Annotated in this window: 22 protein-coding genes and 1 tRNA gene; 10 read left to right on the top strand and 13 right to left on the bottom strand. The window is 71.0% G+C overall.

Annotated features, from left to right (window positions below; all coding sequences use genetic code 11):
• Positions 1–5: 5 nt before the first annotated feature.
• The 3 genes from ACFQVC_RS37350 to hppD form a co-directional block, all read right to left on the bottom strand.
• On the bottom strand, positions 6–1,499 hold the full coding sequence (locus ACFQVC_RS37350) for a DUF4331 domain-containing protein (RefSeq protein WP_381839317.1): 1,494 nt from the start codon (positions 1,497–1,499) through the stop codon (positions 6–8).
• Positions 1,496–2,254: a hypothetical protein gene (locus ACFQVC_RS37345; protein ID WP_381839314.1), complete on the bottom strand. Its 759-nt coding sequence runs from the start codon at positions 2,252–2,254 to the stop codon at positions 1,496–1,498. The genes ACFQVC_RS37350 and ACFQVC_RS37345 overlap by 4 nt, the downstream gene beginning before the upstream one ends.
• A 141-nt stretch (positions 2,255–2,395) precedes the next feature.
• Positions 2,396–3,550, bottom strand: a complete 1,155-nt coding sequence (gene hppD / locus ACFQVC_RS37340; RefSeq protein WP_381839311.1) for a 4-hydroxyphenylpyruvate dioxygenase — start codon at positions 3,548–3,550, stop codon at positions 2,396–2,398.
• A gap of 128 nt (positions 3,551–3,678) precedes the next feature.
• Here hppD and ACFQVC_RS37335 point away from each other — a divergent pair, with 128 nt between their 5' ends.
• The 7 genes from ACFQVC_RS37335 to ACFQVC_RS37305 are packed head-to-tail and all read left to right on the top strand — an operon-like array spanning position 3,679 to position 8,823.
• Positions 3,679–4,164 (top strand): Lrp/AsnC family transcriptional regulator, encoded by a 486-nt coding sequence (locus tag ACFQVC_RS37335; RefSeq protein WP_381839308.1) that lies wholly within the window; start codon positions 3,679–3,681, stop codon positions 4,162–4,164.
• A gap of 40 nt (positions 4,165–4,204) precedes the next feature.
• Entirely contained in the window at positions 4,205–4,852 is a 648-nt protein-coding gene (locus tag ACFQVC_RS37330; protein ID WP_381839305.1) for an ABC transporter permease, read from the top strand.
• A complete protein-coding gene (locus ACFQVC_RS37325; RefSeq protein ID WP_381839303.1) occupies positions 4,845–6,137 on the top strand; it encodes a betaine/proline/choline family ABC transporter ATP-binding protein in 1,293 nt (430 codons plus the stop codon). The genes ACFQVC_RS37330 and ACFQVC_RS37325 overlap by 8 nt, the downstream gene beginning before the upstream one ends.
• Positions 6,134–7,012 (top strand): ABC transporter permease, encoded by an 879-nt coding sequence (locus ACFQVC_RS37320; protein ID WP_381839300.1) that lies wholly within the window; start codon positions 6,134–6,136, stop codon positions 7,010–7,012. Before ACFQVC_RS37325 ends, ACFQVC_RS37320 begins: the two co-directional genes overlap by 4 nt.
• Positions 7,009–7,986: a glycine betaine ABC transporter substrate-binding protein gene (locus tag ACFQVC_RS37315; RefSeq protein ID WP_381839297.1), complete on the top strand. Its 978-nt coding sequence runs from the start codon at positions 7,009–7,011 to the stop codon at positions 7,984–7,986. The genes ACFQVC_RS37320 and ACFQVC_RS37315 overlap by 4 nt, the downstream gene beginning before the upstream one ends.
• A 55-nt stretch (positions 7,987–8,041) precedes the next feature.
• Positions 8,042–8,626 (top strand): helix-turn-helix domain-containing protein, encoded by a 585-nt coding sequence (locus tag ACFQVC_RS37310; RefSeq protein ID WP_381839294.1) that lies wholly within the window; start codon positions 8,042–8,044, stop codon positions 8,624–8,626.
• Positions 8,627–8,643: 17 nt separating this feature from the next.
• On the top strand, positions 8,644–8,823 hold the full coding sequence (locus ACFQVC_RS37305) for a hypothetical protein (RefSeq protein WP_381839292.1): 180 nt from the start codon (positions 8,644–8,646) through the stop codon (positions 8,821–8,823).
• Here ACFQVC_RS37305 and ACFQVC_RS37300 read toward each other — a convergent pair.
• Both ACFQVC_RS37300 and ACFQVC_RS37295 read right to left on the bottom strand, forming a co-directional pair.
• Positions 8,813–9,610, bottom strand: coding sequence for a S16 family serine protease (locus tag ACFQVC_RS37300; protein WP_381839289.1), 798 nt, complete (start codon positions 9,608–9,610; stop codon positions 8,813–8,815). The genes ACFQVC_RS37305 and ACFQVC_RS37300 overlap by 11 nt on opposite strands.
• 51 nt (positions 9,611–9,661) lie before the next feature.
• The gene (locus ACFQVC_RS37295) at positions 9,662–10,303 is read right to left on the bottom strand and encodes an IclR family transcriptional regulator (RefSeq protein ID WP_381839286.1); all 642 of its coding nucleotides are present in this window, start codon (positions 10,301–10,303) and stop codon (positions 9,662–9,664) included.
• A gap of 515 nt (positions 10,304–10,818) precedes the next feature.
• Between ACFQVC_RS37295 and ACFQVC_RS37290 the strand changes: the two genes are divergently transcribed.
• The gene (locus ACFQVC_RS37290) at positions 10,819–11,889 is read left to right on the top strand and encodes a hypothetical protein (RefSeq protein ID WP_381839283.1); all 1,071 of its coding nucleotides are present in this window, start codon (positions 10,819–10,821) and stop codon (positions 11,887–11,889) included.
• A gap of 218 nt (positions 11,890–12,107) precedes the next feature.
• Here ACFQVC_RS37290 and ACFQVC_RS37285 read toward each other — a convergent pair whose 3' ends face one another.
• Both ACFQVC_RS37285 and ACFQVC_RS37280 read right to left on the bottom strand, forming a co-directional pair.
• On the bottom strand, positions 12,108–13,901 hold the full coding sequence (locus ACFQVC_RS37285) for a DEAD/DEAH box helicase (RefSeq protein ID WP_381839280.1): 1,794 nt from the start codon (positions 13,899–13,901) through the stop codon (positions 12,108–12,110).
• 235 nt (positions 13,902–14,136) lie between these two features.
• Positions 14,137–15,612 carry an MFS transporter gene (locus ACFQVC_RS37280; RefSeq protein ID WP_381839277.1) on the bottom strand — a complete coding sequence of 492 codons (1,476 nt, stop codon included), beginning with the start codon at positions 15,610–15,612 and terminating at the stop codon, positions 14,137–14,139.
• 250 nt (positions 15,613–15,862) lie between these two features.
• On the opposite strand from ACFQVC_RS37280, the gene ACFQVC_RS37275 reads away from it, so the two are divergent.
• Positions 15,863–15,937 (top strand) — tRNA-Cys (locus tag ACFQVC_RS37275).
• 92 nt (positions 15,938–16,029) lie between these two features.
• Here ACFQVC_RS37275 and ACFQVC_RS37270 read toward each other — a convergent pair.
• A complete protein-coding gene (locus ACFQVC_RS37270; protein ID WP_381839274.1) occupies positions 16,030–16,512 on the bottom strand; it encodes a VOC family protein in 483 nt (160 codons plus the stop codon).
• A 70-nt stretch (positions 16,513–16,582) separates the two neighbouring features.
• Positions 16,583–17,233 carry a GNAT family N-acetyltransferase gene (locus ACFQVC_RS37265; RefSeq protein ID WP_381839271.1) on the bottom strand — a complete coding sequence of 217 codons (651 nt, stop codon included), beginning with the start codon at positions 17,231–17,233 and terminating at the stop codon, positions 16,583–16,585.
• Between the two features lie 230 nt (positions 17,234–17,463).
• On the opposite strand from ACFQVC_RS37265, the gene ACFQVC_RS37260 reads away from it, so the two are divergent.
• Positions 17,464–19,194 carry a serine/threonine-protein kinase gene (locus ACFQVC_RS37260; protein ID WP_381839268.1) on the top strand — a complete coding sequence of 577 codons (1,731 nt, stop codon included), beginning with the start codon at positions 17,464–17,466 and terminating at the stop codon, positions 19,192–19,194.
• A 59-nt stretch (positions 19,195–19,253) separates the two neighbouring features.
• Here the strand turns inward: ACFQVC_RS37260 and ACFQVC_RS37255 are convergent, their stop codons facing one another.
• The 4 genes from ACFQVC_RS37255 to ACFQVC_RS37240 all read right to left on the bottom strand — a co-directional run bounded on the left by ACFQVC_RS37255 (position 19,254) and on the right by ACFQVC_RS37240 (position 24,989).
• Positions 19,254–19,820 carry an AAA family ATPase gene (locus ACFQVC_RS37255; protein WP_381839265.1) on the bottom strand — a complete coding sequence of 189 codons (567 nt, stop codon included), beginning with the start codon at positions 19,818–19,820 and terminating at the stop codon, positions 19,254–19,256.
• Positions 19,821–19,891: 71 nt separating this feature from the next.
• Positions 19,892–22,201, bottom strand: coding sequence for a xanthine dehydrogenase family protein molybdopterin-binding subunit (locus tag ACFQVC_RS37250; RefSeq protein WP_381839262.1), 2,310 nt, complete (start codon positions 22,199–22,201; stop codon positions 19,892–19,894).
• On the bottom strand, positions 22,198–24,087 hold the full coding sequence (locus ACFQVC_RS37245; RefSeq protein WP_381839259.1) for a (2Fe-2S)-binding protein: 1,890 nt from the start codon (positions 24,085–24,087) through the stop codon (positions 22,198–22,200). The genes ACFQVC_RS37250 and ACFQVC_RS37245 overlap by 4 nt, the downstream gene beginning before the upstream one ends.
• A complete protein-coding gene (locus ACFQVC_RS37240; protein ID WP_381839256.1) occupies positions 24,084–24,989 on the bottom strand; it encodes an FAD binding domain-containing protein in 906 nt (301 codons plus the stop codon). Before ACFQVC_RS37240 ends, ACFQVC_RS37245 begins: the two co-directional genes overlap by 4 nt.
• Positions 24,990–25,230: the final 241 nt, after the last annotated feature.

Below are 25,230 nucleotides of genomic sequence, written 5' to 3'. Positions count from 1 at the left end.
CGCGGTTACGGCAACGCCCGTGGCTCCGCGACATAGGGGAAGCTCGCCGCCACCCCGGGGACCGGGCCCCTGGCCAGGCTGAAGCGGTACAGCTCGGGGTGGCCCTTGCCCGCGGGCTCGCCCAGGATGATGCGGCTGAAGATCAGCGTCGCGTCGTCCGTGAAGCGGCGGCCGTTGGGGAAGCCCGCCCGGTCGCCTTCCAGCCAGCCCTCCAGCTTGGGCTTGGCGCTGGGCGGCACCGACATGTTGAGGCGCAGCATCTCGGCGGGGCGCAGCGCCGAGGGGCTCGCGTCGCGGTTGAGGGCGTGGGCGTTGAGGTCCTGCTTGACGGGGCCGTTGCCCTTGCCCACGCCCTTCATCAGGATCTGCCACAGGTCGTCGCGCGGCTGCTTGGGCGGCGGTGTGGTCAGGAAGTGGAAGAGGTTGACCAGGTGCGGCCCGCCGGGCTTGCGCACCATGTCGTTGATCGGCTTCCACCGGTGGTCGTCCTGTGGCCTGCGCGCGTTGAACTGGTCGGCGACGCCGCCCGGCAGGCCGACGAGGAGACCGCCCGGCTGCAGGAAGCCGTCCGGCGAGAGCCCCTCGTTGAAGAAGGACTGGCCGACCCGGGAGACCTGCACCCACTTGGGCTTGCCGCCCTGCACGTTGAGGGACTTGCGGGCGGCGCTGGCCCAGACGCCGGCGACCGGGTTGCGGCCCGGGTCGCCCTTCAACGCGAGCTGCTTCTTGGGCACTTGGACGGACATGACGTTGACGTTGCTGAAGATCAGCGGGTTCACCGGCACCGGCACGTCCACGCCGAGCTTCAGCATCGCGAAGTGGCGTACGTCGATGAAGAACGGGTCGGAGGCCTGGCCCGCGTAGGTCTTGCCGCCGCCCGGCAGCGGATAGGTGGCCTGGCGCATCAGACGGCCGTAGTCGGGCATCGAGACGAGGCCGGCCCGCGTGGGGGCGGCGATCTTCTGGTTCACCAGGGTCTTCGCGGCCTTGCCGGGGCGCAGCTCCTGCAGGGTGTAGCGCTGGCGGAGCAGCAGGTCCTTGTCGTCGAGCGTGTTGACATGGCCCTTGGCCTGGGCGATGCCGGCGATCCGCTTGTCCTCCGTGTCGAAGGTCCAGCGGTAGGTGAGATCCGGCTTGCCGTCCCCGGAGCTGTCCACGTTGATGTCGTAGCGGGTGTTCTTGCCGAAGAGAGCGGGCGGCAGCACCCCGCCGGCCTGGGGCAGGGTGATCGGGTTGTAGGTGACGGCGAGCGTCACCATGTCGGGGTTGTCCGGGCTGGTGAAGGCGAACAGGTCGGCGCCGTTGACGTCGGGGTTGAGGATCGCGCTGGGCGCGTCCACATGGCTGCCCGCGTGCCCGGTGCCCGTGCCGGGCCCGGCGAGTGCCGCGGCGGCGAGGACGGAGACGGTGACGGTGGCGCCGATGGCGTACAGGTGCGGCTTCCTGAGGCGCGGGTTCTTGCGGCTCAGGCGCCGCGCCCCCTCATTCGTGAGGCTCATGCGCCCTGCCCCTTGAGGCGCGCCCAGAAGTCCGGTCCCGGCAGGAAGCTCAGGGTGGCGTCCAGGTTGAACAGCGGGGTGCCCTCGGGGAGTTGGACATCGAACTGCGCGAGCGCCGACTGCAGGTCCTTGCTGGCCCGGAACTCCCAGTCCTTCGGGCCGAAGCCCAGCTCACCGGTCTTGGGGTTCACCCGCGGGGTGATCACGGGGTGGAAGGAGCTGGAGCCGACGAGCAGGTCCTTGGCGGTGGTGGAGGCGAGCTGGACGCGCTGCTCCTTGCCGCCGTTGATGCTGAGGTTGCAGTACGCGCCGGGCTTCGGGAACACCGCGAGCCAGATGCCGTCGCAGACCGCCCGGTCGTCGGTGGCGGGACGGGCGATGGTGAGCCCGCCCGGGTAGCAGACCCGGAACAGATGCTGGATATCGGGCTCGATGCTGTCCTCGAGCCAGCCGAGCGGGAAGCGGAACTGGTCGGTTCTGCCCGGGTTGTTGGAGAGCGGCGCGATCGGTGCGAGGGAGGCTTTCTCCTTCTTCAGGAGCTCCTTGACCTCGGGTTTGAGGGTGACGTCTGCGTGCCCGAAGGGCGAGAAGTAGACACCGCCGGTACGGGTCTTGCAGGGGCCCTCACCGGGGGCCGTCCGCTGCGGGGCGCGGTCGGCGGCACGGTCGGCGGCCGTGGCTGTGGTGCCGGTCAGGGTGAGGGCGAGCGTGGCGGCGGCTGCTGCGAGGGCGGCGGCCGTGCGGGCGAGGCGCATGGGTGACTCCTGGGTCGCGAAGGTCCTGGGGTCACTGAACCCCGGACCTTCGCGACCGGCGACACGGAGGGTGCCGAATGAGTAACGATGCGTTACTTCGTACGGCGCAACCGCTGCTCAGCGGCGCCTTCTGACGGCTCCTCAGAGGTTGCCGCGCTTCTCCTGCTCCCGCTCGATCGCCTCGAACAGGGCCTTGAAGTTGCCCTTGCCGAAGCCCATGGAGCCATGGCGCTCGATCATCTCGAAGAAGACCGTCGGCCGGTCCTGGACCGGCTTGGTGAAGATCTGCAGCAGATAGCCGTCCTCGTCCCGGTCGACCAGGATCTTCAGCTCGCGCAGGGTGTCGACGGGCACGCGGGTCTCGCCGGCCCACTCGCCGAGGGTGTCGTAGTAGGAGTCGGGGACGTCGAGGAACTGCACGCCGGCGGCGCGCATGGTGCGTACCGTCGAGACGATGTCGTTCGTGGCGAGCGCCATGTGCTGGACGCCGGGGCCGCCGTAGAACTCCAGGTACTCGTCGATCTGCGACTTCTTCTTCGCGATCGCGGGCTCGTTGATCGGGAACTTGACCTTCTTGGTGCCGTCCGCGACGACCTTCGACATCAGCGCCGAGTACTCGGTGGCGATGTCGTCGCCCACGAACTCCTTCATGTTCGTGAAGCCCATGACCTGGTTGTAGAAGGCCACCCAGTCGTTCATCTTGCCGAGCTCGACATTGCCGACGCAGTGGTCGATGGCCTGGAAGGTGCGCTTGGCGGGCGGCTCGACGATCGGGTCGGCGGCGACGTAGCCGGGCAGGTAGGGGCCGTCGTAGCCCGTGCGCTCGACGAGGGTGTGCCGGGTCTCGCCGTAGGTGGCGATGGCGGCGCGGACGACCGTGCCGTGCTCGTCCTTCGTCTCGTACGGCTCCTCGACGCCGGTGGCGCCGTGCTCGACGGCGTACGCGTAGGCCGCGCGGGCGTCCGGCACCTCGATGGCGAGGTCGATGACGCCGTCGCCGTGCTCGGCGACATGGGCCTCGAGGAAGCGGCCCCAGTCGGTGGACGCCTTGATGACGGAGGTGAGGACGAAGCGGGCGGCACCGCTCTCCAGGACGTAGCTGGCGGTCTCGCGGCTGCCGTTCTCCGGTCCGGAGTACGCGACGAGCTTCATGCCGAACGCGGTGGAGTAGTAGTGCGCGGCCTGCTTGGCGTTGCCCACGGCGAAGACGACCGCGTCCATTCCCTTGACCGGGAAGGGATCGGCCTGCCGTGCGGTGTCGGGAGTGGGCGTCGTGTTCGTAGAAGTAGCTGCCATGGCCGCAGGGTCCCGCCGATCCACAAGGTGCGCAATAGTTCGCTGATTTGCTGGGCAATCTGCTTAGCAACCAGCCAGTATGGCCGGGCGTTCTGTACAGGATGACCATCAGGAGTGTGATCCAGGCCATGCCTTCCATCGACGAGCTCGACGGCCGGCTCATCGTGCTGCTCGCCCGTGAGCCCCGGATCGGTGTGCTCGAGGCGTCCCGGCGGCTCGGCGTCGCGCGCGGCACCGTGCAGGCCAGACTCGACCGGCTTCAGTCGAATGGAGTCATCCGCGGCTTCGGTCCGGAGGTCGACCCGGCCGCCCTCGGCTACCCCGTCACCGCCTTCGCGACCCTGGAGATCAAACAGGGCCAGGGAGCCGACGTCCGGGCGCACTTGGCGACCGTGCCCGAGGTCCTCGAACTGCACACCACCACCGGTCAGGGCGACATGCTCTGCCGCCTGGTGGCCAGGTCCAACGCCGATCTCCAACGTGTGATCGACCGGGTTGTCGGTTTTGATGGCATCGTTCGGGCCTCCACGGCGATCGTCATGGAAAACCCCGTTCCGCTGCGGATCATCCCGCTGGTGGAGCAGGCCGCGTCATGGGAGCCCGACAGCCCCTGAGCTCTGTGCTCCGCGCCCTGACCCGTGAGGTGAGCCGGTTGTGAACTTCTGGGACTACCTGGGCAACCGCCACCAGCAACTTCTGACGGACGCCTTCCAGCACGCCAGCGCGGTCTTCCAGTGCATGGTCGTGGCCACCCTCATCGGAGTGGTCATCGGCGTCGTCACCTACCGCAGCGAGTGGGCGGGCAACCTCGCCACCCTCTCGACCTCCACCATCCTGACCATTCCCTCGCTCGCGATGATCGGTCTGCTCATCCCGATCGTGGGCCTGGGCGTCGCGCCGACCGTGATCGCGCTGACCCTGTACGGGCTGCTTCCGATCGTGCGGAACGCGATCGTCGGCCTGCGCGGCGTCGATCCGTCCCTGGTGGACGCGGCCAAGGGCATCGGGATGTCCCGTGCGGCCCGGCTCTTCAAGGTGGAACTGCCGCTCGCCTGGCCGCCGATCCTCACCGGAATCCGGGTCTCCACCCAGATGCTGATGGGCATCGCCGCCATCGCCGCCTATGCGTCGGGGCCCGGGCTCGGCAATGAGATCTTCCGCGGCATCGGCTCCCTGGGCAGCAAGAACGCGCTCAACCAGGTGCTCGCGGGCACGCTCGGGATCATCATCCTGGCGCTTCTGTTCGACGCCGCGTACGTCCTCATCGGACGACTGACCATTCCGAGGGGCATCCGTGTCTGAGACCACGACCACGAGCACGGCGAGCACCAGCACGGCGGGCGGCGGTACGACCACCGGCGCCACCATCGAGCTGGAGAACCTCTCCAAGCTGTATCCGGGCAATCCCAACCCGGCCGTCGACGAGGTCAATATGGAGATCAAGGCGGGTGAACTCGTCATCTTCGTGGGCCCGTCGGGCTGCGGAAAGTCCACGACCCTGAAGATGATCAACCGTCTGATCGAGCCGACCGGCGGCCGTATCCGGATCAACGGCGAGGACGTCACCGAGATGGACCCGGTGAAGCTGCGCCGCAAGGTCGGCTACGCGATCCAGTCCTCCGGGCTCTTCCCGCATATGACCGTCGCCCAGAACATCGCCCTGGTGCCGAAGATGGTCGGCTGGCCCAAGAACAAGATCAAGGACCGGGTCGAGGAGATGCTCGACCTGGTGGGCCTCGACCCCGGCGAGTTCCGCGGCCGCTATCCGCGCCAGCTCTCCGGCGGCCAGCAGCAACGCGTCGGCGTGGCAAGGGCGTTGGCGGCCGACCCGCCGGTGCTCCTGATGGACGAGCCGTTCGGCGCCGTGGACCCGATCACCCGTGACCACCTCCAGGACGAGCTGATCCGGCTGCAGCACGAGCTGCACAAGACGATCGTGTTCGTCACGCATGACTTCGACGAGGCGATCAAGCTGGGCGACCGGATCGCGGTCCTGCGCGAACGCTCGCACATCGCGCAGTTCGACACCCCGGAAGCCATTCTCACCAACCCGGCCGACGACTTCGTCTCCGGCTTCGTGGGCGCGGGCGCGGCCCTCAAGCGCCTGAACCTGACCCGCGTACGGGATGTGGAGATCCGCGAGTACCCGACCGTCACGGTCGACGACCCGCTGCAGGACATCTTCAACAAGCTCCGCTCCGGCAACACCAACGAGATCCTGCTCCTGGACAAGCGCCGCCGCCCCTACAAGTGGCTCAGGCGCGGCGACCTGATGCGCGCCAGGGGCTCACTCGCCCGCGCCGGCACCCTCGTCCACGACACGGTCACCCGCGACGCCACCCTGCGCGACGCGCTGGAAGCGGTGCTCACGGACAACGCGGGCCGGGTCGCGGTGACCGGGCGGCGCGGCGAGTACGAGGGCGTCGTCGACATGGAGACGCTGATGAACTCCGTACACGAACTCCTGGAGGCCGACCGGCTCGACGCCGTGGAGCACCAGCACGAGCTGGAGGAGCAGCGCGCCGAGCAGACGCACCGCGAGCAGGAGGGCGCCCTGGGCGCCGGACCGGAGGAGGAGAGGGCGTGAATCCGTCGCGCAAGCCGCCGCACTCCCCCGGTCCCGGCCGCCCCGAGGGCGAACACGAGGTCAAGGGCGTGGCGTTCCGCGATGTCGGCGAGGCCGAGCAGGAGGCGCCGCCGCCCGAGGAGCCGCTGCGGGACCCACCGCGGATCACCTGGCAGAAGCTGACGTTCCTGCCCGCGGTCCTGGCGGTCGTGCTGCTCGTCACCTGGCTGTGGTTCCGTAACGCGGACCTGGACTCGATCGCGCAGAACGCCCTCGCCAACGGCAACGTCTGGCTGCGTTTTCGCCAGCACATCGAACTGACCGCGATCTCCACGTTCTTCGTGCTGATCATCGCGATTCCGCTCGGCATCCTGCTGACCCGCCCCGGGCTGCGCAAGGCCGCCCCCGTGGCGATGGCCCTGGCCAATATCGGGCAGGCGACACCGGCGATCGGTCTGCTCGCGCTGCTCGTCATCTGGATGGGCATCGGCATGAAGGCCGCCCTGTTCGGCATGGTGATCTACGCGGTGCTCCCGGTCCTGTCCAACACCATCGCGGGCCTGAAGGGCAACGACCCGACGCTCCTCGAAGCCGCCCGGGGCATCGGCATGTCCCCCATGGGCGTGCTGCGCAAAGTCGAACTGCCGCTCGCGGTCCCGCTGATCCTGGCGGGCGTGCGCACGGCGCTCGTCCTCAACGTCGGCACGGCGACCCTCGCCACCTTCGGCGGTGGCGGCGGCCTCGGCGACCTGATCACCACGGGCATCACCAATCAGCGGATGGCCGTGCTCGTCCTCGGCTCGATCCTGACGGTGGCGCTGGCGCTGCTCGTGGACTGGCTGGCATCCCTCGCGGAGCTGCTGCTCCGGCCGCGGGGCCTGGAGGTGAAGTCATGAGGCGTACGTCCGTGATCGCCCTGGCGGCCGCCGCGGTGCTCGCCCCGTCCCTGCTCGGCGGCTGCGGGCTCACCAGCGGGTCCCCCATGGTCGACGATGTGAAGCCGGGCTCGATCGGCGCCGGGCAGCCGCTGAAGGGGGCCGATCTCACGGTCACCTCCAAGGAGTTCACCGAACAGCTCGTCCTCGGCCAGATCACCGGGATCGCCCTGCAGGCGGCCGGCGCGAAGGTCCTCGACCGCACCGGCATCCAGGGCTCCATCGGGGCGCGCGAGGCGGTCAAGAGCGGTGACGCGGACCTCATGTACGAGTACACGGGCACCGCGTGGATCACCTATCAGGGCAACACCGAGCCCATCGACGACCCGCACAAGCAGTGGCAGGCCGTGCACGACGCCGACCTCAAGAACGGCATCACCTGGCTGCCGCCCTCGGCACTCAACAACACCTACGCGCTCGCCATGAACGCGGCCAACGCGAAGAAGTACAAGACCAAGACCCTCTCGGACGTGGCCGCGCTCGCGAAGTCCGACCCGAAGGCGGTCACGCTGTGCGTGGAGAGCGAGTTCGCCTCGCGCAACGACGGGCTGCCCGGCATGGAGAAGGAGTACGGGATGAAGATCCCGGCCTCCAACATCACCAAGATGGACAGCGGCATCATCTACACGCAGGCCTCCAAGGGCACCTGCACCTTCGGCGAGGTCTTCACCACGGACGGCCGCATCAAGGCGATGGACCTGACCGTGATGGAGGACGACAAGCACTTCTTCCCGAACTACAACGCCGCTCCCGAGGTCAACTCCAAGTCCCTGGAGAAATACCCCGAGTTGCAGAAGATCCTGGACCCGATCACCAAGAAGCTGAACAACGACGTCGCCCGCGAACTGAACGCCCGCGTGGACGTGGAGGGCGAGGACCCGCACTCCGTGGCGATGGACTGGATGGTGTCGGAGGGGTTCGTCAAGAAGAAGTAGACCGAGTTACAAAGAGACCCTTGCAAAGGGTCCTTTGCATCTCTACGCTGACGGCATGACGGAACACCCGGGCGAGCGGTCGGTTCGCGATCTGGATCCGCGGTCGCTGCGGGGGCTCGCCCACCCGCTGCGGATGCGGCTGCTCGCCGAGCTACGCCTTCGCGGACCCGCGACTGCCTCCCAACTGGGCGGCAGACTGGGCGAGTCGAGCGGTTCCACCAGCTACCACCTGCGCCAGCTCGCCGTACACGGATTCGTCGAGGACGACCCGGAGCGGGGCAAGGGGCGGGAGCGGTGGTGGCGGGCCGTGCACATGGGCACCCGGACCACCGATGAACTGATCCACCATCAGGACCCGGAAGTCCGGGGCGCGATGAGCACGCTGCTGCACGAGATGGCCTCGGGCCACGCCCTCGAACTCTCCACTTTCATCGGGTCGTTCTACGACTGGCCCGACGAGTGGAGAGACGCCTCAAGCCTCAGCGACTACTCCCTGCGCCTCACTCCCGAACTCGCCCGGGAGCTCAACAAGAAGCTGCACCAGCTGGTCGAGAGCTACCCGAGCCTTGAGGACGAGACGCCCGAGGGTGCCGTCGGCTATCGCGTGCATCTGCACGGATTTCCGCGTCCCGCGGACTGACCACGGAGGACTGGTCCATGCATCCTGAGATTCACCTGCTGCTGCACACCCAGCGCGCCGGGGAGTTCCGGCACGAGGCGGCGCAGCGCGTCACGGGAGGCGGCTCGCTGCGGGTTCAACTCGGCTGGCGGATGGTGGAGTTGGGGCTTCGGCTCGCCACTCCCCGGACCGCCGTCGCGGCAGCGGTCAGCAGCTAGGAACCTTGTCACCCTTCTCAAGGGCCCGCAGTGAGTCCACCGTGCCGGAGAGGGTCGTCACCGGGATCAGTCGCAGTCCCTTGGGGAGTTCGGCTTTCGCGTCCGTGCACTCCGCCTTCGGTACCAGGAAGACACTCGCGCCGTCGCGGCCCGCCGCCTGGGTCTTCAGGGCGACCCCGCCGACCGCGCCGACAGTGCCGTCGGCGGCGATCGTGCCCGTACCGGCGATGGTGCGGCCGCCGGTGAGGTCGCCGCCGCTGCCGTCGCCGTCCAGCTTGTCGACGATGCCGAGGGAGAACAGCAGACCCGCGCTCGGCCCGCCGATATCGGCCAGCTTGAGCTGCACCTTCACTTCCTTCGGGCTCCTGCCCAGATACTTCAGGGCCGCCGTGACCGCCTCGTCCTGGGACTTCTTCATCTCACCGAGGTTGTGCTCCTCGATCTCCTTGACGGAGTCACCGCTCGGATAGACGGCCTCGCGCGGCATCACGGCGCGGTCGGTGCGGAACCAGCCGTCGATCACATCGCCCAGACCGACGTCCATCGTCGGCCCGGTCGCGATGATCGTCGTCATCCGCAGCTGCCCGTCCGTCTTACGGGTCGGCGCGCCCTCGATGGTGATCACCGGTTCGCCCTTGTGCTCACCGAGGACATCGGAGGTGCCGCCGGGCTGGGCGACCGAGTACGGCAGCGGGGCGAACACGGTCACCCCGAGCAGCGCGAGAAAGGGCACGGCGCCCAGAGCGATGGCCTTGGGGCGGGAGAGACTGGCGAGGCGAGAGAGCACCCCGCCAATGTAGTGCGTGGCGGCCCTGTCCAAGGCGTCACCCCGGGCGCCTCAACGCAGCGCGTCCGCGACCTCACGCGCCGCGTCGACCACCCGCGGCCCCACCCGTTCCGGCACCGAGTCCGCCAGCATGACCACGCCGACGCTCCCCTCTATCCCCGTCACACCGAGCAGCGGTGCCGCCGCTCCGCTCGCGCCGGCCTCCAGCTCGCCGTGGGTCAGGGTGTAGCCGGGGTCGGTGACCAGGCCCTGGCGGGCGGAGAGTATCGCCTTGCCCGCGGCGCCGCGGTCGAGAGGATGACGGAAGCCCGTGCGGTACGCCACGTGATAGTCGGTCCAGGTCGGCTCGACCACCGCCACCGCCAGGGCCTCCGTGCCGTCCACCATCGTGAGGTGGGCGGTGGCCCCGATGTCTTCGGCGAGTGCGCGCAGCGCGGGCAGCGCGGCCTCCCGCACCAGCGGGTGCACCTGCCGGCCGAGCCGCAGCACCCCGAGACCTACACGCGCCCGGCCGCCCAGGTCACGGCGTACGAGAGCGTGCTGTTCGAGCGTGGCGAGCAGGCGGTAGACCACGGTGCGGTTCACCCCGAGCTTGTTGGACAACTCGGTGACGGTCAGGCCATGGTCGGTGTCGGCGAGCAGTTTGAGGACCCGCAGGCCCCGGTCGAGCGTCTGAGAAGTCTCCGCGGTCACGACGCCCTCTCCTTAGTGGTGAGTTGCGACGGCCCCCTACGCGGCGGTACGTCACCGAGTCCCGTCGGCGACGCGCGTCAGAGGCCGCCGGGCGAAGGGGAGGTGCGGGGCGTGCGTGCCCCGGCACCACCTGGCACCGGCTGCGCTCCGCGGCGGCGCTGCCACGGGGCGTGTGCGTTGCCGGGACAGTAGCGAGACGTTCCCGCTGAGCGGAAGACTCCGTCCAGAATCCGGGCACCGGGTACGGCGAATTCGCCACGATTCCGGGAAACGAAATTCCCGTACACCCCTTATCTCCGCAATGCCCGTTTCACTTTGCCCGTTTGGGGACCAAGGGCACTCAGGTCAGGACTTTCGCGATCCGGAGTTCGGGACCTTTGCGGTCGGAAGGGCACTTATTTGATCAATACGTTGACGTTCAACAGCCTCAAGATCGCCGTACGCCTCCGCCCCTCAGCACCTTCACGCCCCTCCATGAGCACCACGAGCACCATGAGCAAAGGCCTGCCCCCGCAATGAAGCTCCGCCGTACCGTCCGCCGCACCTCTCCCTTCGTCGTCGCCGCCGTCATCGCCCCCGCTCTCGCCTTCGCCGCCCCCTCCCCCGCCCTCGCCGTCACCGAACCGCCGTGCTCGCTCGCCGCTCAGGCCGCGGCCGCGGGGGAGGCCCCGGCCACGCCGGACACCGACGGTCAGCACCCCGCGGCCACCCCCTCGGCCACCCCCTCAACTGCCCCGGAGACCCCGGCGACGACCGAGCCGCCCGGCGGGTCGACGGAGGACTCCGAGAACTCAGGGAACCCGGGGAACTCGGGGAACCCGGGGAACCAGGAGGAGGCTGAGGACGCCCCCGGTGTGGCGGTACGGGAAGCAGGCGAGGGCACCGACGGCGCCGAAGGCCAGGAGCAGGCCGGGCCCGCGCTCTCCCTGTCCGGCTTCCCCTCCCTCTTCCGGGCGGGCGGCGACTGGTCGGTGTTCACCCTGGACGTCGACAACAAGGGCGGTGCGGATATCGCGGAGTTCAGCCCGGCCGTCGTCGTGGCGCACGCGTCCCCGACCTTCCAACAGCGCCATCTGCGGGTGGAGTTCCAGACTCCGGACGGTACGTGGCAGCGGCCCGACATGGCCGGCGGTGAGGGCTGGGTGGTGGCCGACCTGGGCTACGGCCCGCTCAAGGCCGGTGAGCGGCTGCACCTGAAGACGCGGATCAAGTTCACCGCACAGGCACCGGCGGGCGAGGGCCTGAGCATCGCCTTCGGCTTCTCGGACGAGGACCACTACTCCGAGAGCAAGGACTACTGGTTCACCGTGCGGGCGGCGGGCACGGGAGCCGACGGCAGCGGTGGTGACGGCGCCAACAGGCCGTCGCCCGAGGGCGGCGCCGAGGCTCTGCCGGGCGCCGGACAGGACGCCCCCGCGGGCGGGGCAGGCGCGGCCAGGCCCGCCTCCACCGCCCTGGCCGGCCAGCTGGCCCAGACCGGAAGCGACGCCTCCGGCACCCCCTGGATCATCGGGGCGGGCGCCCTCACTCTGGCCGTGGGCACGTCCATGGTCGTCATCGGCCGCCGCCGCGGCTCCCGGGGCTGAGCCCGAGCCCCCCATGCCCCCGGGGCCGGTGGACGGACCGGCTCCGGGACGGATCCCGTCCCCGCGGGATGAGCGGGGCCCGTACGAACGTCTCCTTCGCACGGGCCCCGCAATCACCGGCGATCAACGGCGGCCAAGGACAACCACCAGCGACGACCGACGACGACCGGCAACCGGCAACCGGCAACCGGCAACCGGCAACCAACCGTCCAGCACCGTCACTTCATGCGCGTGGCCCACTCCTGCACCTTGGCGATCCGCTGCCGGATCTGGCCCCCCGTGGCCTCCGCGCTCGGCGGGCCGCCGCACACCCGGCGCAGCTCGGTGTGGATCACGCCGTGCGGCTTGCCCGACTGGTGGACGTACGCGGCGACCATGGTGTTGAGCTGCTTGCGCAGTTCGAGGAGTTCCTTGTGGGAGACCACGGGGCGGCGCTCGGCGGGCAGTTCGAGCAGGTCCGCCTCCTCGTCGGGACGCTTCTTGCTGTGCGCGATCTGCCGGGCCTGCCGCTTCTGGAGCAGCATCTGGACCTGGTCGGGTTCGAGCAGCCCCGGAATGCCGAGGTAGTCCTGCTCCTCCTCGCTGCCCGGGTGCGCCTGCATCCCGAACTCGGCGCCGTCGTAGAGGACCCGGTCGAAGACGGCGTCCGACTCCAGCGCCTCGAAGGGCAGCATGTCCTGCTCGCCGGTGTCCTCGTCCTGCTCCTTGTTGGCCTCGTCCATCTCCTTCTCGGACTCGGCGTAGGGGTCCTCTTCCTCGCCATCCTTCTTCGGCTTGTCGAGCATGTGGTCGCGCTCGACCTCCATCTCGTTGGCGAAGCCGAGGAGGTCGGGGATGGTCGGCAGGAAGACGGAGGCCGTCTCGCCGCGCCTGCGGGACCGGACGAAACGGCCCACGGCCTGCGCGAAGAACAGCGGCGTCGAGATGGTCGTGGCGTACACACCCACCGCGAGGCGCGGCACGTCGACGCCTTCGGACACCATCCGGACGGCGACCATCCACCGGTCGTCGTTGGCGCTGAAGTCATCGATCCGCTTGGAGGCGCCGGTGTCGTCGGACAGGACGACCGTGGCCTTGGTGCCGGTGATCTCCCTGATCAGCTTGGCGTAGGCGCGCGCGGAGTCCTGGTCGGATGCGATGACAAGGCCGCCGGCGTCCGGAATGCCCTTGCGTACTTCGCTCAGGCGCTGGTCGGCCGCCTTCAGCACATTCGGCATCCAGTCGCCGCGCGGGTCGAGCGCGGTGCGCCAGGCCTGGCTGATCGCGTCCTTGGTCATCGGCTCGCCGAGCCGCGCGGCGATCTCGTCACCGGCCTTGGTGCGCCAGCGCATATTGCCGCTGTACGAGAGGAAGATGACGGGCCGCACGACGCCGTCGCCGAGGGCGTTGCCGTAGCCGTAGGTGTAGTCGGCGGCGGACCGCCGGATCCCGTCGTTGCCCTCCTCGTACTGCACGAAGGGGATGGGATTGGTGTCGGAGCGGAACGGCGTACCGGTGAGCGCGAGCCGCCGCGTCGCCGGCTCGAAGGCCTCAAGACAGGCCTCGCCCCACGACTTGGAGTCACCGGCGTGGTGGATCTCGTCGAGGATGACGAGGGTCTTGCGCTGCTCGACGCGGTTGCGGTGCAGCATCGGGCGTACGCCGACACCGGCGTAGGTCACGGCGACACCGTGGTACTCCTTGCTCAGCGGACCGGCGCTGTACTCCGGGTCCAGCTTGATCCCTATGCGGGCCGCCGCCTCCGCCCACTGCTTCTTCAGATGCTCGGTCGGCGCGACCACCGTCACCTGCTGCACCACGTGGTGGTGCAGGAGCCAGGAGGCGAGCGTGAGCGCGAAGGTCGTCTTGCCGGCGCCGGGCGTCGCCACGGCGAGGAAGTCCCGCGGCTGCTCCTGGATATACCTGTCCATGGCCCCCTGCTGCCAGGCACGCAGCTTGTTGGCGGTACCCCAGGGGGCGCGGCCGGGGAAGGCGGGAGAGAGGTGGTGGGAGGAGGTGGCGGTGGTAGTCACGGTCTCCGTCGGGGTTTGGCGGCTCGACTGGTACGTCGAGGACGTCGGCTACGTATGACAACCGGGCCACCCTACCGGTGCCGGATTGACGGTTCCCGACGACTGCGCCGGAGGGGGTGACGGTGGGACGTGGGTCACACCGTCCCGAGCAGTTCCCGGCCCCGCTCACTCCGCGCCCGGAACCCGCCCCTACGCGCCGTCCGGCACCCCCTCACTCCCCGCCTCACTCCCCGCCTCACTCCCCGTCCGGAACCCGCAGCCGTCCCGCCACGAACACCCCCGCCAGCGCCACCACGGCCGACAGGGCGAAGACCGCGACGAACGCGGCGGGGTGCGAGCCCGCGGACGCGGTGCCGTGGACGGCGCCCACCGTGCCGCCGCCGAGTGCCGCGAAGGCCGCGCCGCCCGCGGCCAGGAGCAGGATGTTGGAGAGGCCGTCCGAGATCTGCAGGGCGGCCGAGTTGGAGCCGGCCTCGTGCGGCGCGGAGAGCTTCAGGAGCAGCACGCCGGTCGAGGAGATGGTCAGGCCCATGCCGAAGCAGCCCCACGTCCAGGCGACCGCGACGAGCCACACGGGTACGGCGTCGATCAGCACCGTCGGCGCCGTCGCGATCGCGCTCGCCACGAGGAGCATGCCGAGCCGGACGAGGCGCTCCCGGTGCGGTTCGAGGCGCGGCCGTGACTGGAGGTAGGAGCCGAGCGCCCAGGTCGCACCGCCGACGGCGAGCGACAGCCCGGCCATCGTCGGCGACAGGCCGCGCTGGGCGACCAGCATGAGGGGCACGAAGGACTCGGCGGCGATGAAGGAGCCGGCGGCGATCCCCCGCAGCAGGACGACGGCGGGCAGTCCGCGCCCGGCCCGGAACGTGCCGCGGGGCAGCAGGCCGCGCTTTCCCGACACCGACGGCACGAGCAGCGCCGCGCCCGCGAGAGCCGGGACGAGGGACAGCGGCGCCAGGTCCTGGCCCGCGTACTGCAGCAGTGCCGCACCGAGGGAGACACCGAGTGCGAGCCGGATACGGCGCGGGTCGATGGGCGGCGCGGCACCGGCGGAGCCCGCAGGACCTGACGCGGTGCGCCGGATCGCGGGCAGCGCGAGCACCAGCGGGATCACGACCAGGACCGGGATGCCGAGGAACACCCAGCGCCAGCCGAGGTGTTCGGTCACGGTGCCGGAGGCCAGCGGTCCGACGATCGACGGCACGATCCAGCTCGCCGCGAAGGCGGCCATGATCGCCGGCCGCAGATGGTCCGGATAGGCCCGGCTGACCACGACGTACAGCGCGACGATGACCAGGCCGCCGCCGAGCCCCTGCACCGCACGGCCCACGATGAACAGCCACATCGCCCCGGCGGTCCCGGCCAGCACCAGCCCCGCCGCGAACGCCCCGATCCCGGCGGCCAGCGGCCCGAGCGGCCCGCGCCGGTCGGCCCACTGCCCGGAGAGCACCATGCCGAAGAGGCTGGTGGTGAAGTACCCGGAGAAGGCGAAGGCGTAGAGCGCGACTCCGTCGAGCTCACGGGCGGCGACGGGCATGGCGGTACCCACGGCGGTCGCCTCGAAGGCGATGAGCAGGACGACGGAGACGATGCCGATGCTGAGCGCACGATAGGGCCGCCGCAGCACGCCGTCCGGCACGGAGTTCGCGGTGGCGTCCTCGGCGTCGTCGGCGCCCTTCGCGACCTCGTCACGCGGTTCGATGGCGGTCATGGCCGCCAGCGTAAGGGCCTATACGGGAATTGACCCCTGTCGTTGGACGGTCACCGACTGGTCCCTTGGTCGTACGCCCACGACCACGCCCGTCTCACTCCGCCTCACTCCGCCTCACCCCGCCCTGCCCAGCCTCGCCTCACCCCCGCCTCGCCCGTGAACGCCGTATGGCAGTCGCGTTGCAGGCGCGCCCGATCCCTTGAGCGCCACGTCCGGCCCGGCCTACGGTCGGGTCACACCCACCGAACACGGCCGTGTGCCCGAGTGGTTGAGGGGCTCGCCTGCAAAGCGAGTTACGCGGGTTCGATTCCCGCCACGGCCTCCAGGGCTCACGTGCTTGCTTGCCCACCGACTCGCTGAGTTGCCGACTCGCTGAGTTACCAAATCGCTGAGTCACCAACTCGCTGAGTTACCGGGTCACTTGTTGTCGTACGCGTCCCGCAGTCCCTGGACGTCGATCTTGCCCATGCCGAGCATCGCCTTCATGACGCGTCCCGCCTTCTCGGGGTCGGGGTCGGCGAGGAGTTCGGGGAGGGCCCTGGGGATGATCTGCCAGGACAGGCCGTACTTGTCCTTCAGCCAGCCGCAGGGGCCTTCCTCGCCGCCCTCACTGAGCTTGGCCCAGAGTTCGTCGACCTCGGCCTGGTCCTCGCAGTCGACGGAGAGCGAGATGGCCTCGGTGAAGTTGAACTGGGGGCCGCCGTTGAGGGCGGTGTAGGTCTGGCCCGCGAGCTCGAAGACGACCAGCATCGGGCTGCCGGGGGTGCCCGGGCCCTCCTTGCCGTACCGCTGCACCTCGGTGATGCGGGAGTCCTTGAAGAGCGAGGTGTAGAACGCCGCCGCCTCCTCCGCCTGGCCGTCGTACCAGAGGCAGGGGGTGATCTTCTGCTGGGTGCTCATGAGGGTCTCCTCTGTGTCGTTCCGGCGCCAGTGCCGGTCCTGGTATGCAGACCGGCCGGCGGCCCCGAACTCATCGGTCCCCGGCGAAGTGCTCCCAGGTGTGCAGAACGAGCCGGCGGCCCTTCTCCGTGACTCGCTCCGCCTCGGCGTCTTCGACGAGCCGGTACCCGGCCGCGCGGGCGACCTTGATGCTGGCCGCGTTCTCGCGGTCGATCTGCAGGCAGACGCGCGGCAGGCCGAGTTCGTCATGGGCGTACGCGGTCAGAAGGCGGGTGGCGCGCAGGGCCAGGCCGAGGCCGCGGTGCGCGGGGCCGATCGCATAGCCCAACGTCGGGGCACCGACCGGCCGTTCGGCGCCGAGTGCGCCGATCAGGACTTCGCCGAGCGGGGTCTCGCCGTCGGTGGTGACGGCGAGCTGCAGCCGGGTGCCGGCGGCGCGGGCGGCGCGCAGCCTGTCCAGGTACGCGCGGGCCGCGGCCAGGTCGAAGGGGCTGACGAGCGGGGTGAAGTGGGCGACGGCGGGATCGTCGAAGAGCTCGGACATACGGGGCGGGTCCGCCTCGGTCCACTCCCGCAGCACCAGTCCGTCGCCACGGATGACCACGGGCTCCTGCGGGAGCGGCGGCTGCTGTGGCAGCGACTGCGGCTGGGGCTGCGGCTGTGACTGCGGCGCCAACCGCTGCCGCCCCTCAGTGCCCGCCGCCGACGCCCGTGTCGACACCGGCGCATCTTCCACAGCATCTCCACCTTCGGTATGCATAGAGCCCTCCCGCCCCTTCCGGCCTGCGCTTCCTCTGCACTTGCATGCCATTTCAGTCTGCATCCATCAGGGAGGGGACGGCATCTCGATTGAATGAGGGCGGCACTTCGCCCGTCTCGCCCCGAATCGTCGCCTCCCGGCCGGGATACCTTCGACCCGGACTGAACAGGGCCGTGCGGCATGATGTGCGCATGGCAAGCACGGGGGATCTCATAGCGGGGCGCTACCGCATCGCGACGCGGCTCGGCCGCGGCGGCATGGGCACGGTCTGGCGCGCCCAGGACGAGCTGCTCGGCCGTGCCGTGGCGGTCAAGGAACTCCACGTGGACGACGAACTGTCGTACATGGACGCCGAGTTGCAGCGCGAGCGTACGCTACGCGAGGCGCGCACCGTGGCCCAGGTCCGGCACCCCAACATCATGGTCCTGCACGACATCGTGGAGCACGGGGCGCAGCCCTGGATCGTGATGGAGCTGATCGACGGCCGCTCCCTCGCCGACCGCATCGCACTCGACGGCCCCCTCTCCCCCGCCGCTGCCGCCCGGATCGGGCTCGCCCTGCTCGACGCCCTGCGTGCCGCACACGCCTCGGGCGTCCAGCACCGTGACCTGAAGCCCGCCAACGTCCTGCTCGAAGCGCGCACCGGCCGCGTGGTCCTCTCCGACTTCGGCATCGCACAAGTGGCGGGCCAGACGACGCTCACCGAGACCGGCGCGTTCGTCGGCTCGCCCGAGTACACCGCGCCCGAGCGGATGTCGGGCACCCGCACGGGCCCCGAGTCCGATCTGTGGTCGCTCGGCGTGCTGCTCTGCGCGGCGGTGGACGGCGAATCCCCCTTCCACCGCGATTCGGTGGCGGGAGTGCTGCACGCCGTGGTCATCGACGACGTCCGCGTCCCGGAGGCGGCGGGCCCGCTGGCTCCGGTCGTACGCGGGCTCCTGGAAAGGGACTTGGGGCGGCGGCTCGGTCTCGACGAGACGGAGAAGCTCCTTCGGGCGCTGGTGGAGGACGAGGCGGCGTACGCGGCGACCACGCCCCAGGACCCGCGGGCCACCCCGCCGGCCCCGCACACCCACCGCTCCACCCCGTCCCAAGTGCCGTCCCCCGCACCGGAACCGGTGGTGTCCCCCACCCTGCCGGGTCCGCCCCACGGCCCCCGGCGCCGGATGCGGACCGCCCTGGTGAGCGGCATCCTGGCGGCCGTGATCGCCGCGGGCGGCACCGGGTTCGGCGTCTGGTACGCGACCCGGGACGACGGCGGCACCGACTCTCAGTCGGCGGGCCGGGTGGAGGACGCGGGCGACGGCACACAGACCCCGCAGGGCCCGGAGGGCGGGCGGGTCCCGGAACCGTCCGCGAGCAGGTCGGGCGGCGGCGGCAAGAAGAAGCCCGCCGAGCCCTCGAAGCCATCGGGTGACGGCGGCCGCACACAGCGCCCCGACGGGGGTACGGGCACCACCGCGCCCGACAAGGACCCCGCCCCCTCGGGCTACCGCACGGTCGTCGACCCGCTCGGCTTCAAGCTCTCCGTGCCGACCGGCTTCACCCGTTCCTACGAGGCGCCGCGCGTCTACTACTACTCCCCCGGCAAGGAGTTCCGCCTCGGCGTCCACCCGCAACAGCAGGACCCCGACGGCCCGTTGGCGGTGATGCGGCAGGCCCACCGCGACGGCCCCGACGACTATCCCGGCTACCGCGGCGGCTCGGTCCGCGAGACCACGCACAACGGCCACCCCGCCGCGCTGTGGGAGTTCACCTGGGACGGCGGCGCCGACGACGGCGGCCCCCGGCACACGTACGACCTGAGCTGGAACGAGGGCGGCAAGATGTACGACCTGTGGATCTCGGCCCCGGCACAGCAACAGGCCACGGAGAAGCGGCACTTCGACAAGGCCCTGGCCACCTTCGTAGTGACGCCCTAGCCGCCACTCCTCGCGCCCCGCTTCACCGCTTCACTCCGGCACGCCTCACGCCTCACGCCTCACGCCACCCGAGCCTCGTCTAGCCGTCCAAGGAGCGCGTCCACCGTCTCCTCCACCGTCAGCTCCGAGCTGTCCAGCCAGAGGCCGATCCGTGGGGTCTCCTGCCGGAGTCCGCTCTGCAGTGCCTCCACGGACCACTCGCCGTAGCCCGTCTTCCCGCGGCCGGCCTCGCGTGCCGCCACCACATCGGCGTCGGGGTCGAGCACGACGACGTAGAACGGCCGGGTCCGCACCCCCGCGACGTACTCCTTGAGCACCTCACCGATGACGACGTCCTGCACGACGGCCGTGAACCCGGCGTCCGCGTAGGCGTCGGCGGTCGACGCCGAAAGGCGGTAGCGGAGGCGCAGTTGGGCGAGGGCTTCCGCCTCCGCGCCCGGCGCCATCTCGGCCCGCCCCGACACGACCATCCGCCGGAACACATCACCGCGCACATGCGCGGCCCGGGGCAGCCGCTCGGCGAGCGCCTGGGCGACGGTGGACTTTCCGGAGGCCATGATTCCGGTGAGCAGGACGACGGCGGGCCCGGGGTCCCGGGACACGGGGAGGCCTGGATCTTGGGTCATGAACCAGACCGTAGCGCCGGGCGCGGCCTCTGCCGCAAACCCTTTACGGGCCTTACGGGCCTTACGGGCCCTCAAGCCCCGCCCTGCACCACAGCCGCCTGCGGCCGGATCGGCAGCCGGTTCACCGGGCGGCCCGTGGCCGCGCGGACCGCGGCCGCCACCGCCGCCGGTGAGGTCACCACCGGTACCGCCGAGGCCGCCTTCGCGCCGAAGGGAGCGACCACGTCGCGTTCCTCGACCAGCTTCACGATGCGGATGTCGGGGGCGTCGAGGGCGGTCGGCAGGGCGTACCCCGTCAGGTCGGGATGGCGGACGACACCGCGCGAGGTGCGCAGATTCTCCATCAGCGCCGCACCGACCCCCTGGGTGACGCCCGCCTCGATACGGGCGGTCAGCTGCGCCGGGTTGAGGACGCGGCCCACGTCCTGGGCCACCGCCAGCTCCACCACACGCACCGAGCCGATCTCCACATCCACGTCGACCACCGCGCGGATCGCGCAGAAGGCGAGGCCCACGAACGCGTCGCCCTGGCCCGTGTCGTCCAGCGGCTCCGTGGGGTGCGGGCGGCACTGCGCCGTGGCCCACAGCTCCTTGCCGTCCATCGCCTCCGTGACCGTGGTGGACAGGACGCCGTCGTACGACGTGATCTTGCCGTCGGTGATCTGGAGCAGTTCCGTTGACATCCCGAACTTGGCCGCAAGCGGCTGCAGCAGCTGCGTACGGACCATCTTCGCGGCGCGTTCGACGGCGCCACCCGAGACCCAGGTGTGCCGGCCGCGGCAGGCCGGGCCCGCGGGCGGCTGGTCGGTGTCGACCGACGCCACATGAACCTCGTCGAGACCCAGGGTCTCCTGGACGATCTGCCGGGCGAGCGTGGAGAAGCCCTGGCCCGTGTCGACCGCCGCGCAGATCACCGTCGCGACGCCGTCCTGGACCTTGACCGTCGCCGTCGAGACCTCGTCCGCGCCCTCCGCGCCCAGCATGTGCACCATGCCGAGCGCGTAGCCGACGCCCCTGCGGACCGCGCCGGGCTCGCCCGCGCCCTCCAGGCCGCCGGGGAGCAGCCAGTCCTCCTCCGGGGTGTCCTTGGGCAGGTCGGGAAGCGGGAAGTCCCTTACGGAGCGCAGGAGTTCGGCCACCGGGGCCGGGCAGGTCACCGTCTGCCCTGTGGGCAGGATGTCACCCGTCGCCATCACGTTGCGCATCCGCAGTTCGGCCGGGTCGACGCCCAGCTTCGCGGCCAGCTTGTCCATCTGCGCCTCGTACGCCGCGCAGACCTGCATCGCACCCTCGCCGCGCACATGCCCCGACGGCGGGTTGTTGGTGCGTACCGCCCAGCCCTCGATGAAGGCGTGCGGGACGACATACGGGCCGCAGGCGAAGGACACGGCCGCCGCCAGGGACTCCGACGAGGCGTCCGCGTAGGCGCCCGCGTCGAGCAGGATCTGGGCCTCCACCTTCACCAGGCGGCCCTCCGCGTCCGCGTGGTGGCGGTAGCGAAGGAGCGTGGGGTGACGGTGCGCGTGGCCGAGGAAGGACTCCTCGCGGGTCGCCGTCAGCTTCACCGGGCAGCCGGTCTTCAACGCCAGGAGCCCGAGCGGGAGTTGGAAGCCCGGGTCCTCACGGTCGGCGGTCGCGCCGGGGACGCCGGTCACCACCACCTTCACGCGGTCCTGCGCCAGGCCGTAGCAGGCGGCGGCCAGATCGCGGTCGGCATGCGGATCGGTGGACGCGACATACAGCTCCACGCCGCCGTCGGGGCGCGGCACCGCGAGGCCCGCCTCGGCGCCGATGGGAGCGGGGTCCTGGCGGCCGATGCGGTACAGGCCCTCGACCACGACCTCGCCCGCCGCCTCCGGGTCGCCGTAGCGCAGCGGAATGTGGCGGATCAAGTTGCCGTCGGGGTGCAGGGGTTCGGCGGCGAAGGCCTGCTCCGGGTCGGTGACCGGCTCCAGGACCTCGTACTCCACGGCGATGGCGGCGGCCGCCATCCGGGCCGTGTCCGGGTGGTCGGCGGCCACGGCCGCGAGCGGCTCGCCGTGGTGGCGGACCAGCTCGGACGCGAAGACCGGCCGGTCGGCGACCCGGCGGCCGTGCGCCTGGTCGCCGGGGACGTCGGCGGCGGTGACGACCGCGCGTACGCCCGGCATCGCGGCGGCCTGCGAGGTGTCGATCGAGACGATCCGCGCATGCGGGTGCGGGGAGCGGAGCAGCGCCGCCCAGAGCAGCCCCTCGGCCCACAGGTCCGCGGCGTAGGGGAAGGTGCCTTCCGTCTTCGCACCGGCGTCCAGGGGCGGCAGCGAGGCGCCGAGTCCGTGCGGGGGCTGCTGCGGGGCGGAGGGGGCGGGGGTGGTCGCCATGGCGGCCGTTTCGTTGCTCACGCCGGGCCTCCGTCCTGCGGATAGTGCTGCGGGTTGACACCGCCGGCGCCCGGTGCCGCCTGATGCGGGATACGGGCCGTCTCGTCCGCCCCGTCCCCGCTGCCGTCGGCCGCCGTCGCGGACGCCCGGCGCTCGGCCACCACGTCCTGCACGGCGTCCAGTACGCCCCGGTAGCCGGAGCAGCGGCACAGGTTGCCGCACAGCGCCTGCCGGGTCTCGCGCTCGCTGGGGGCCGGGTTGCCTTCGAGCAGATCGTGCACGGTCATCGCCATGCCGGGTACGCAGAAGCCGCACTGCACCGCGCCGCCGGCCGCGAGGGCCCGCTGCACGTCGGACGGCTGTCCGTCCGTGGCCAGGCCCTCGACCGTACGCACCTCACTGCCGGCCGCGGTCGCCGCGGGCACCAGGCAGGACGCCACGAGACGGCCGTCCACCTGGACCGCGCACGCCCCGCACTCGCCCTGGGAGCAGCCGTCCTTGGCGCCCGCGAGGCCGAGGCGCTCCCGCAGCACGTACAGCAGGGACTCGCCGATCCAGGCGTCGGTGACGGGCCGGTCGGCGCCGTTGACCCGCAGGACGTAGGAGACCAGGGGGTGTTCGTCATGGAAGGCGGCGGAGGTCTCCGCCCCGGCGGCCTCGGCTTCGGTGCCGGTACCGGCTTCGACTTCGGTACCGGCCCCGGTACCGGCTTCGGCTCCTGTCACGGTGCCGACTCCGGCTCCGGTCACGGCTTCGGCGCCGGGTTCCGCAGCGCTCAGTGCAGCGGTCTCCGCGGCGCTCTCCGCCACGGTCCCTGCCGCACTCTCCGCCACGGTCCCTGCCGCGGGGGCGGACTGCGGCTCACTCGCGGGTGCGGGCTGCGGCTCACTCTCGGTGGTGGCCTGGAGCTCGCTCTCAGGTGCGGCCTGGGCCTCGGCCTGTACGTCGTCCTCGGAGGAAGCCTCCGGCTCACCCTCGGGCTGCTCGGCGGACGGCGCGGCCGCCTCCGTCTCCACCGCGGGCGCGGGCTCTGGCTCTGGCTCTGGCACAGACTCCGGCGCGGGCGCGGCCTCGGGCTCCGGCGGCGCCTCGGCGGCCTTGGCCTGCTGCTGCGCCCACGGCGCGGGAGCGCCGCCCGGCAGCGTCGCCGGTGCGTTGCCGCCCCACTGCTCGATGAGCGCGGACTGAGTGAACTCGCCCGATTCGTCCGGGAGATCGCCCCCCGCGAGCGGGATGGACCACTGCCCGGTCACATTGGCCTGCGCGCTGGCGTCCTGGTAGCCGTGCCCGGCCGCGCCACCGTCGTAGGAGTCGGTCCCGCGGCCGTCGTATCCGTCGTATCCGTCGGCCCCGCGACCCTCGTACGAGTCACCCTCATACGGGCCGTAGGGCTGCGCCCCTTGTTCGTGGCGCTGCTGCTCGTAGGGCGGCGTTCCCTGTTCATAGGGCTGCTGCTCGTAGGACTGCTGTCCATAGGGCTGCGCCCCTTGTCCGTACGCCGCCGCCTCCGTGAACGACCACTGCCCGGTCGCGCCCGGGTCCGGCGGCCCCGGCGCGGGCGGCTGCGGCGCGTTCGGCTCGGGCCACTGCACTGCCTGACCGCCGCCGCCGTGCCCGTGGTCATGTTCCCGGTCCTGCGCCCCCGACGCGTCCATGGCCGGCATGACGAACGTCCCCGTCGCCGCGGGATCCGTCGCGGCGCCGCCGGTCACGGCGATCTGCGGGGGCACATAGCCGCCGGGGGCGGCCAGCGGAGCGCCCGGTGAGGCGCCGTCCTCGAAGTCCGCGAGGCCGAAGCCCTCCGGGATCTGCACGAACGCCGTGGCGTCGGCGTCGTACTCGCCCTGTGGGGTGGGCTGCCAGCCGCCGTGGCCCGCGTTCCCCCGTGCGTCGTCGTCGTTGCTCACGACAGCGCCCTCCCCAGTGCTCGTCGGGCCAGCGCGGCGACGGTGCGCCGCAAGTGCAGTACGGCCGGCGGCAGCTGCTCCTGAGTGCCGTCCGGGGCCTGGTCGGGAATGCAGGCGGCGGCGACGTACTCACCGAAGGCGTGCAGCGCTTCGGGGGCCAGGGCGCGCTCGGCGTCCCAGTCGATGAGCGAGGCCACCCAGTTCTCCGCCTCAAGAGGGCGCAGCGGCATCGGGGCGATGGCGCCGACCGCACAGCGCACCCCGCGGCGCGCGGGGTCGAGGACCAGGGCGACGGAGGAAGTGGCGCGGCCGGGCCCGGTGCGTCCCGTCGCCTTCAGGAAGACCTGGGGAGCGTGCAGGAGGGGCACCCGCACGAAGCCGATGAGTTCGCCGGCGCCCAGCATCTCCATGCCCGCGAGGAGATGCGAGACGGGGACCTCGCGGCGTACGCCATGGGGGCCCGCGATGATCAACGTGGCTTCCAGGGCGGCCAGTACGGGCAGCGTGTCACCGGTCGGGGCGGCCGAGGCGATATTGCCGCCGAGCGTCCCGGCGTTACGGATCGTGGGCGGTCCCGCGGCGCGGGCGGAGGCCGCGAGGGCGGGGATCAGGGCGGCGAAGTCGGGGCGGCCCATACGGGCGTGGGTGAGGCCCGCGCCGAGCAGCGCGTGTCCGTCCTGGTACTGCCAGCCGCGGATCTCGCTGATCCGGCCGAGGCCGACGAGGGCCGCGGGCCGAAGGAGACCGGAGTTGACCGAGGTCATGAGATCGGTGCCGCCCGCGACGGGAACGGCGGCGGGCATGGCGGCGAGCGCCGCCACTGCTTCGTCGAGCGTGGCAGGCAACGTCACCGCGTGCACGGACTGCGCCGCCTGCGAGGAGTGCGGTGCGTGCGTGGTCAAACCGGCTGCCCCTTCCCTATGACCGGCCAAGCGAGCCTTGAGCCTGTGAGCCTGAGCTGTGAGCCAAGGTGTGCCTGCTGCGCCGTACGGTACGTGCTCACAGGCCGGACGTGGCAACTCTGGCACATCTTCCAGGCCTGCCGACGCGGGGGTCCGCTAGGAGCTGTTCCTCCCTCGACCTGCGCAAAAGTCCGGTTTCTCATGTCCTCACCGGTCAGTACACATTGCCACTCTTCGGTGA

The organism is Streptomyces monticola, assembly GCF_042665355.1.
Lineage (GTDB): Bacteria > Actinomycetota > Actinomycetes > Streptomycetales > Streptomycetaceae > Streptomyces > Streptomyces monticola.
The sequence above is the reverse complement of the archived record's forward strand: the minus strand, read 5'-3'. Positions and strand labels throughout refer to the sequence as shown.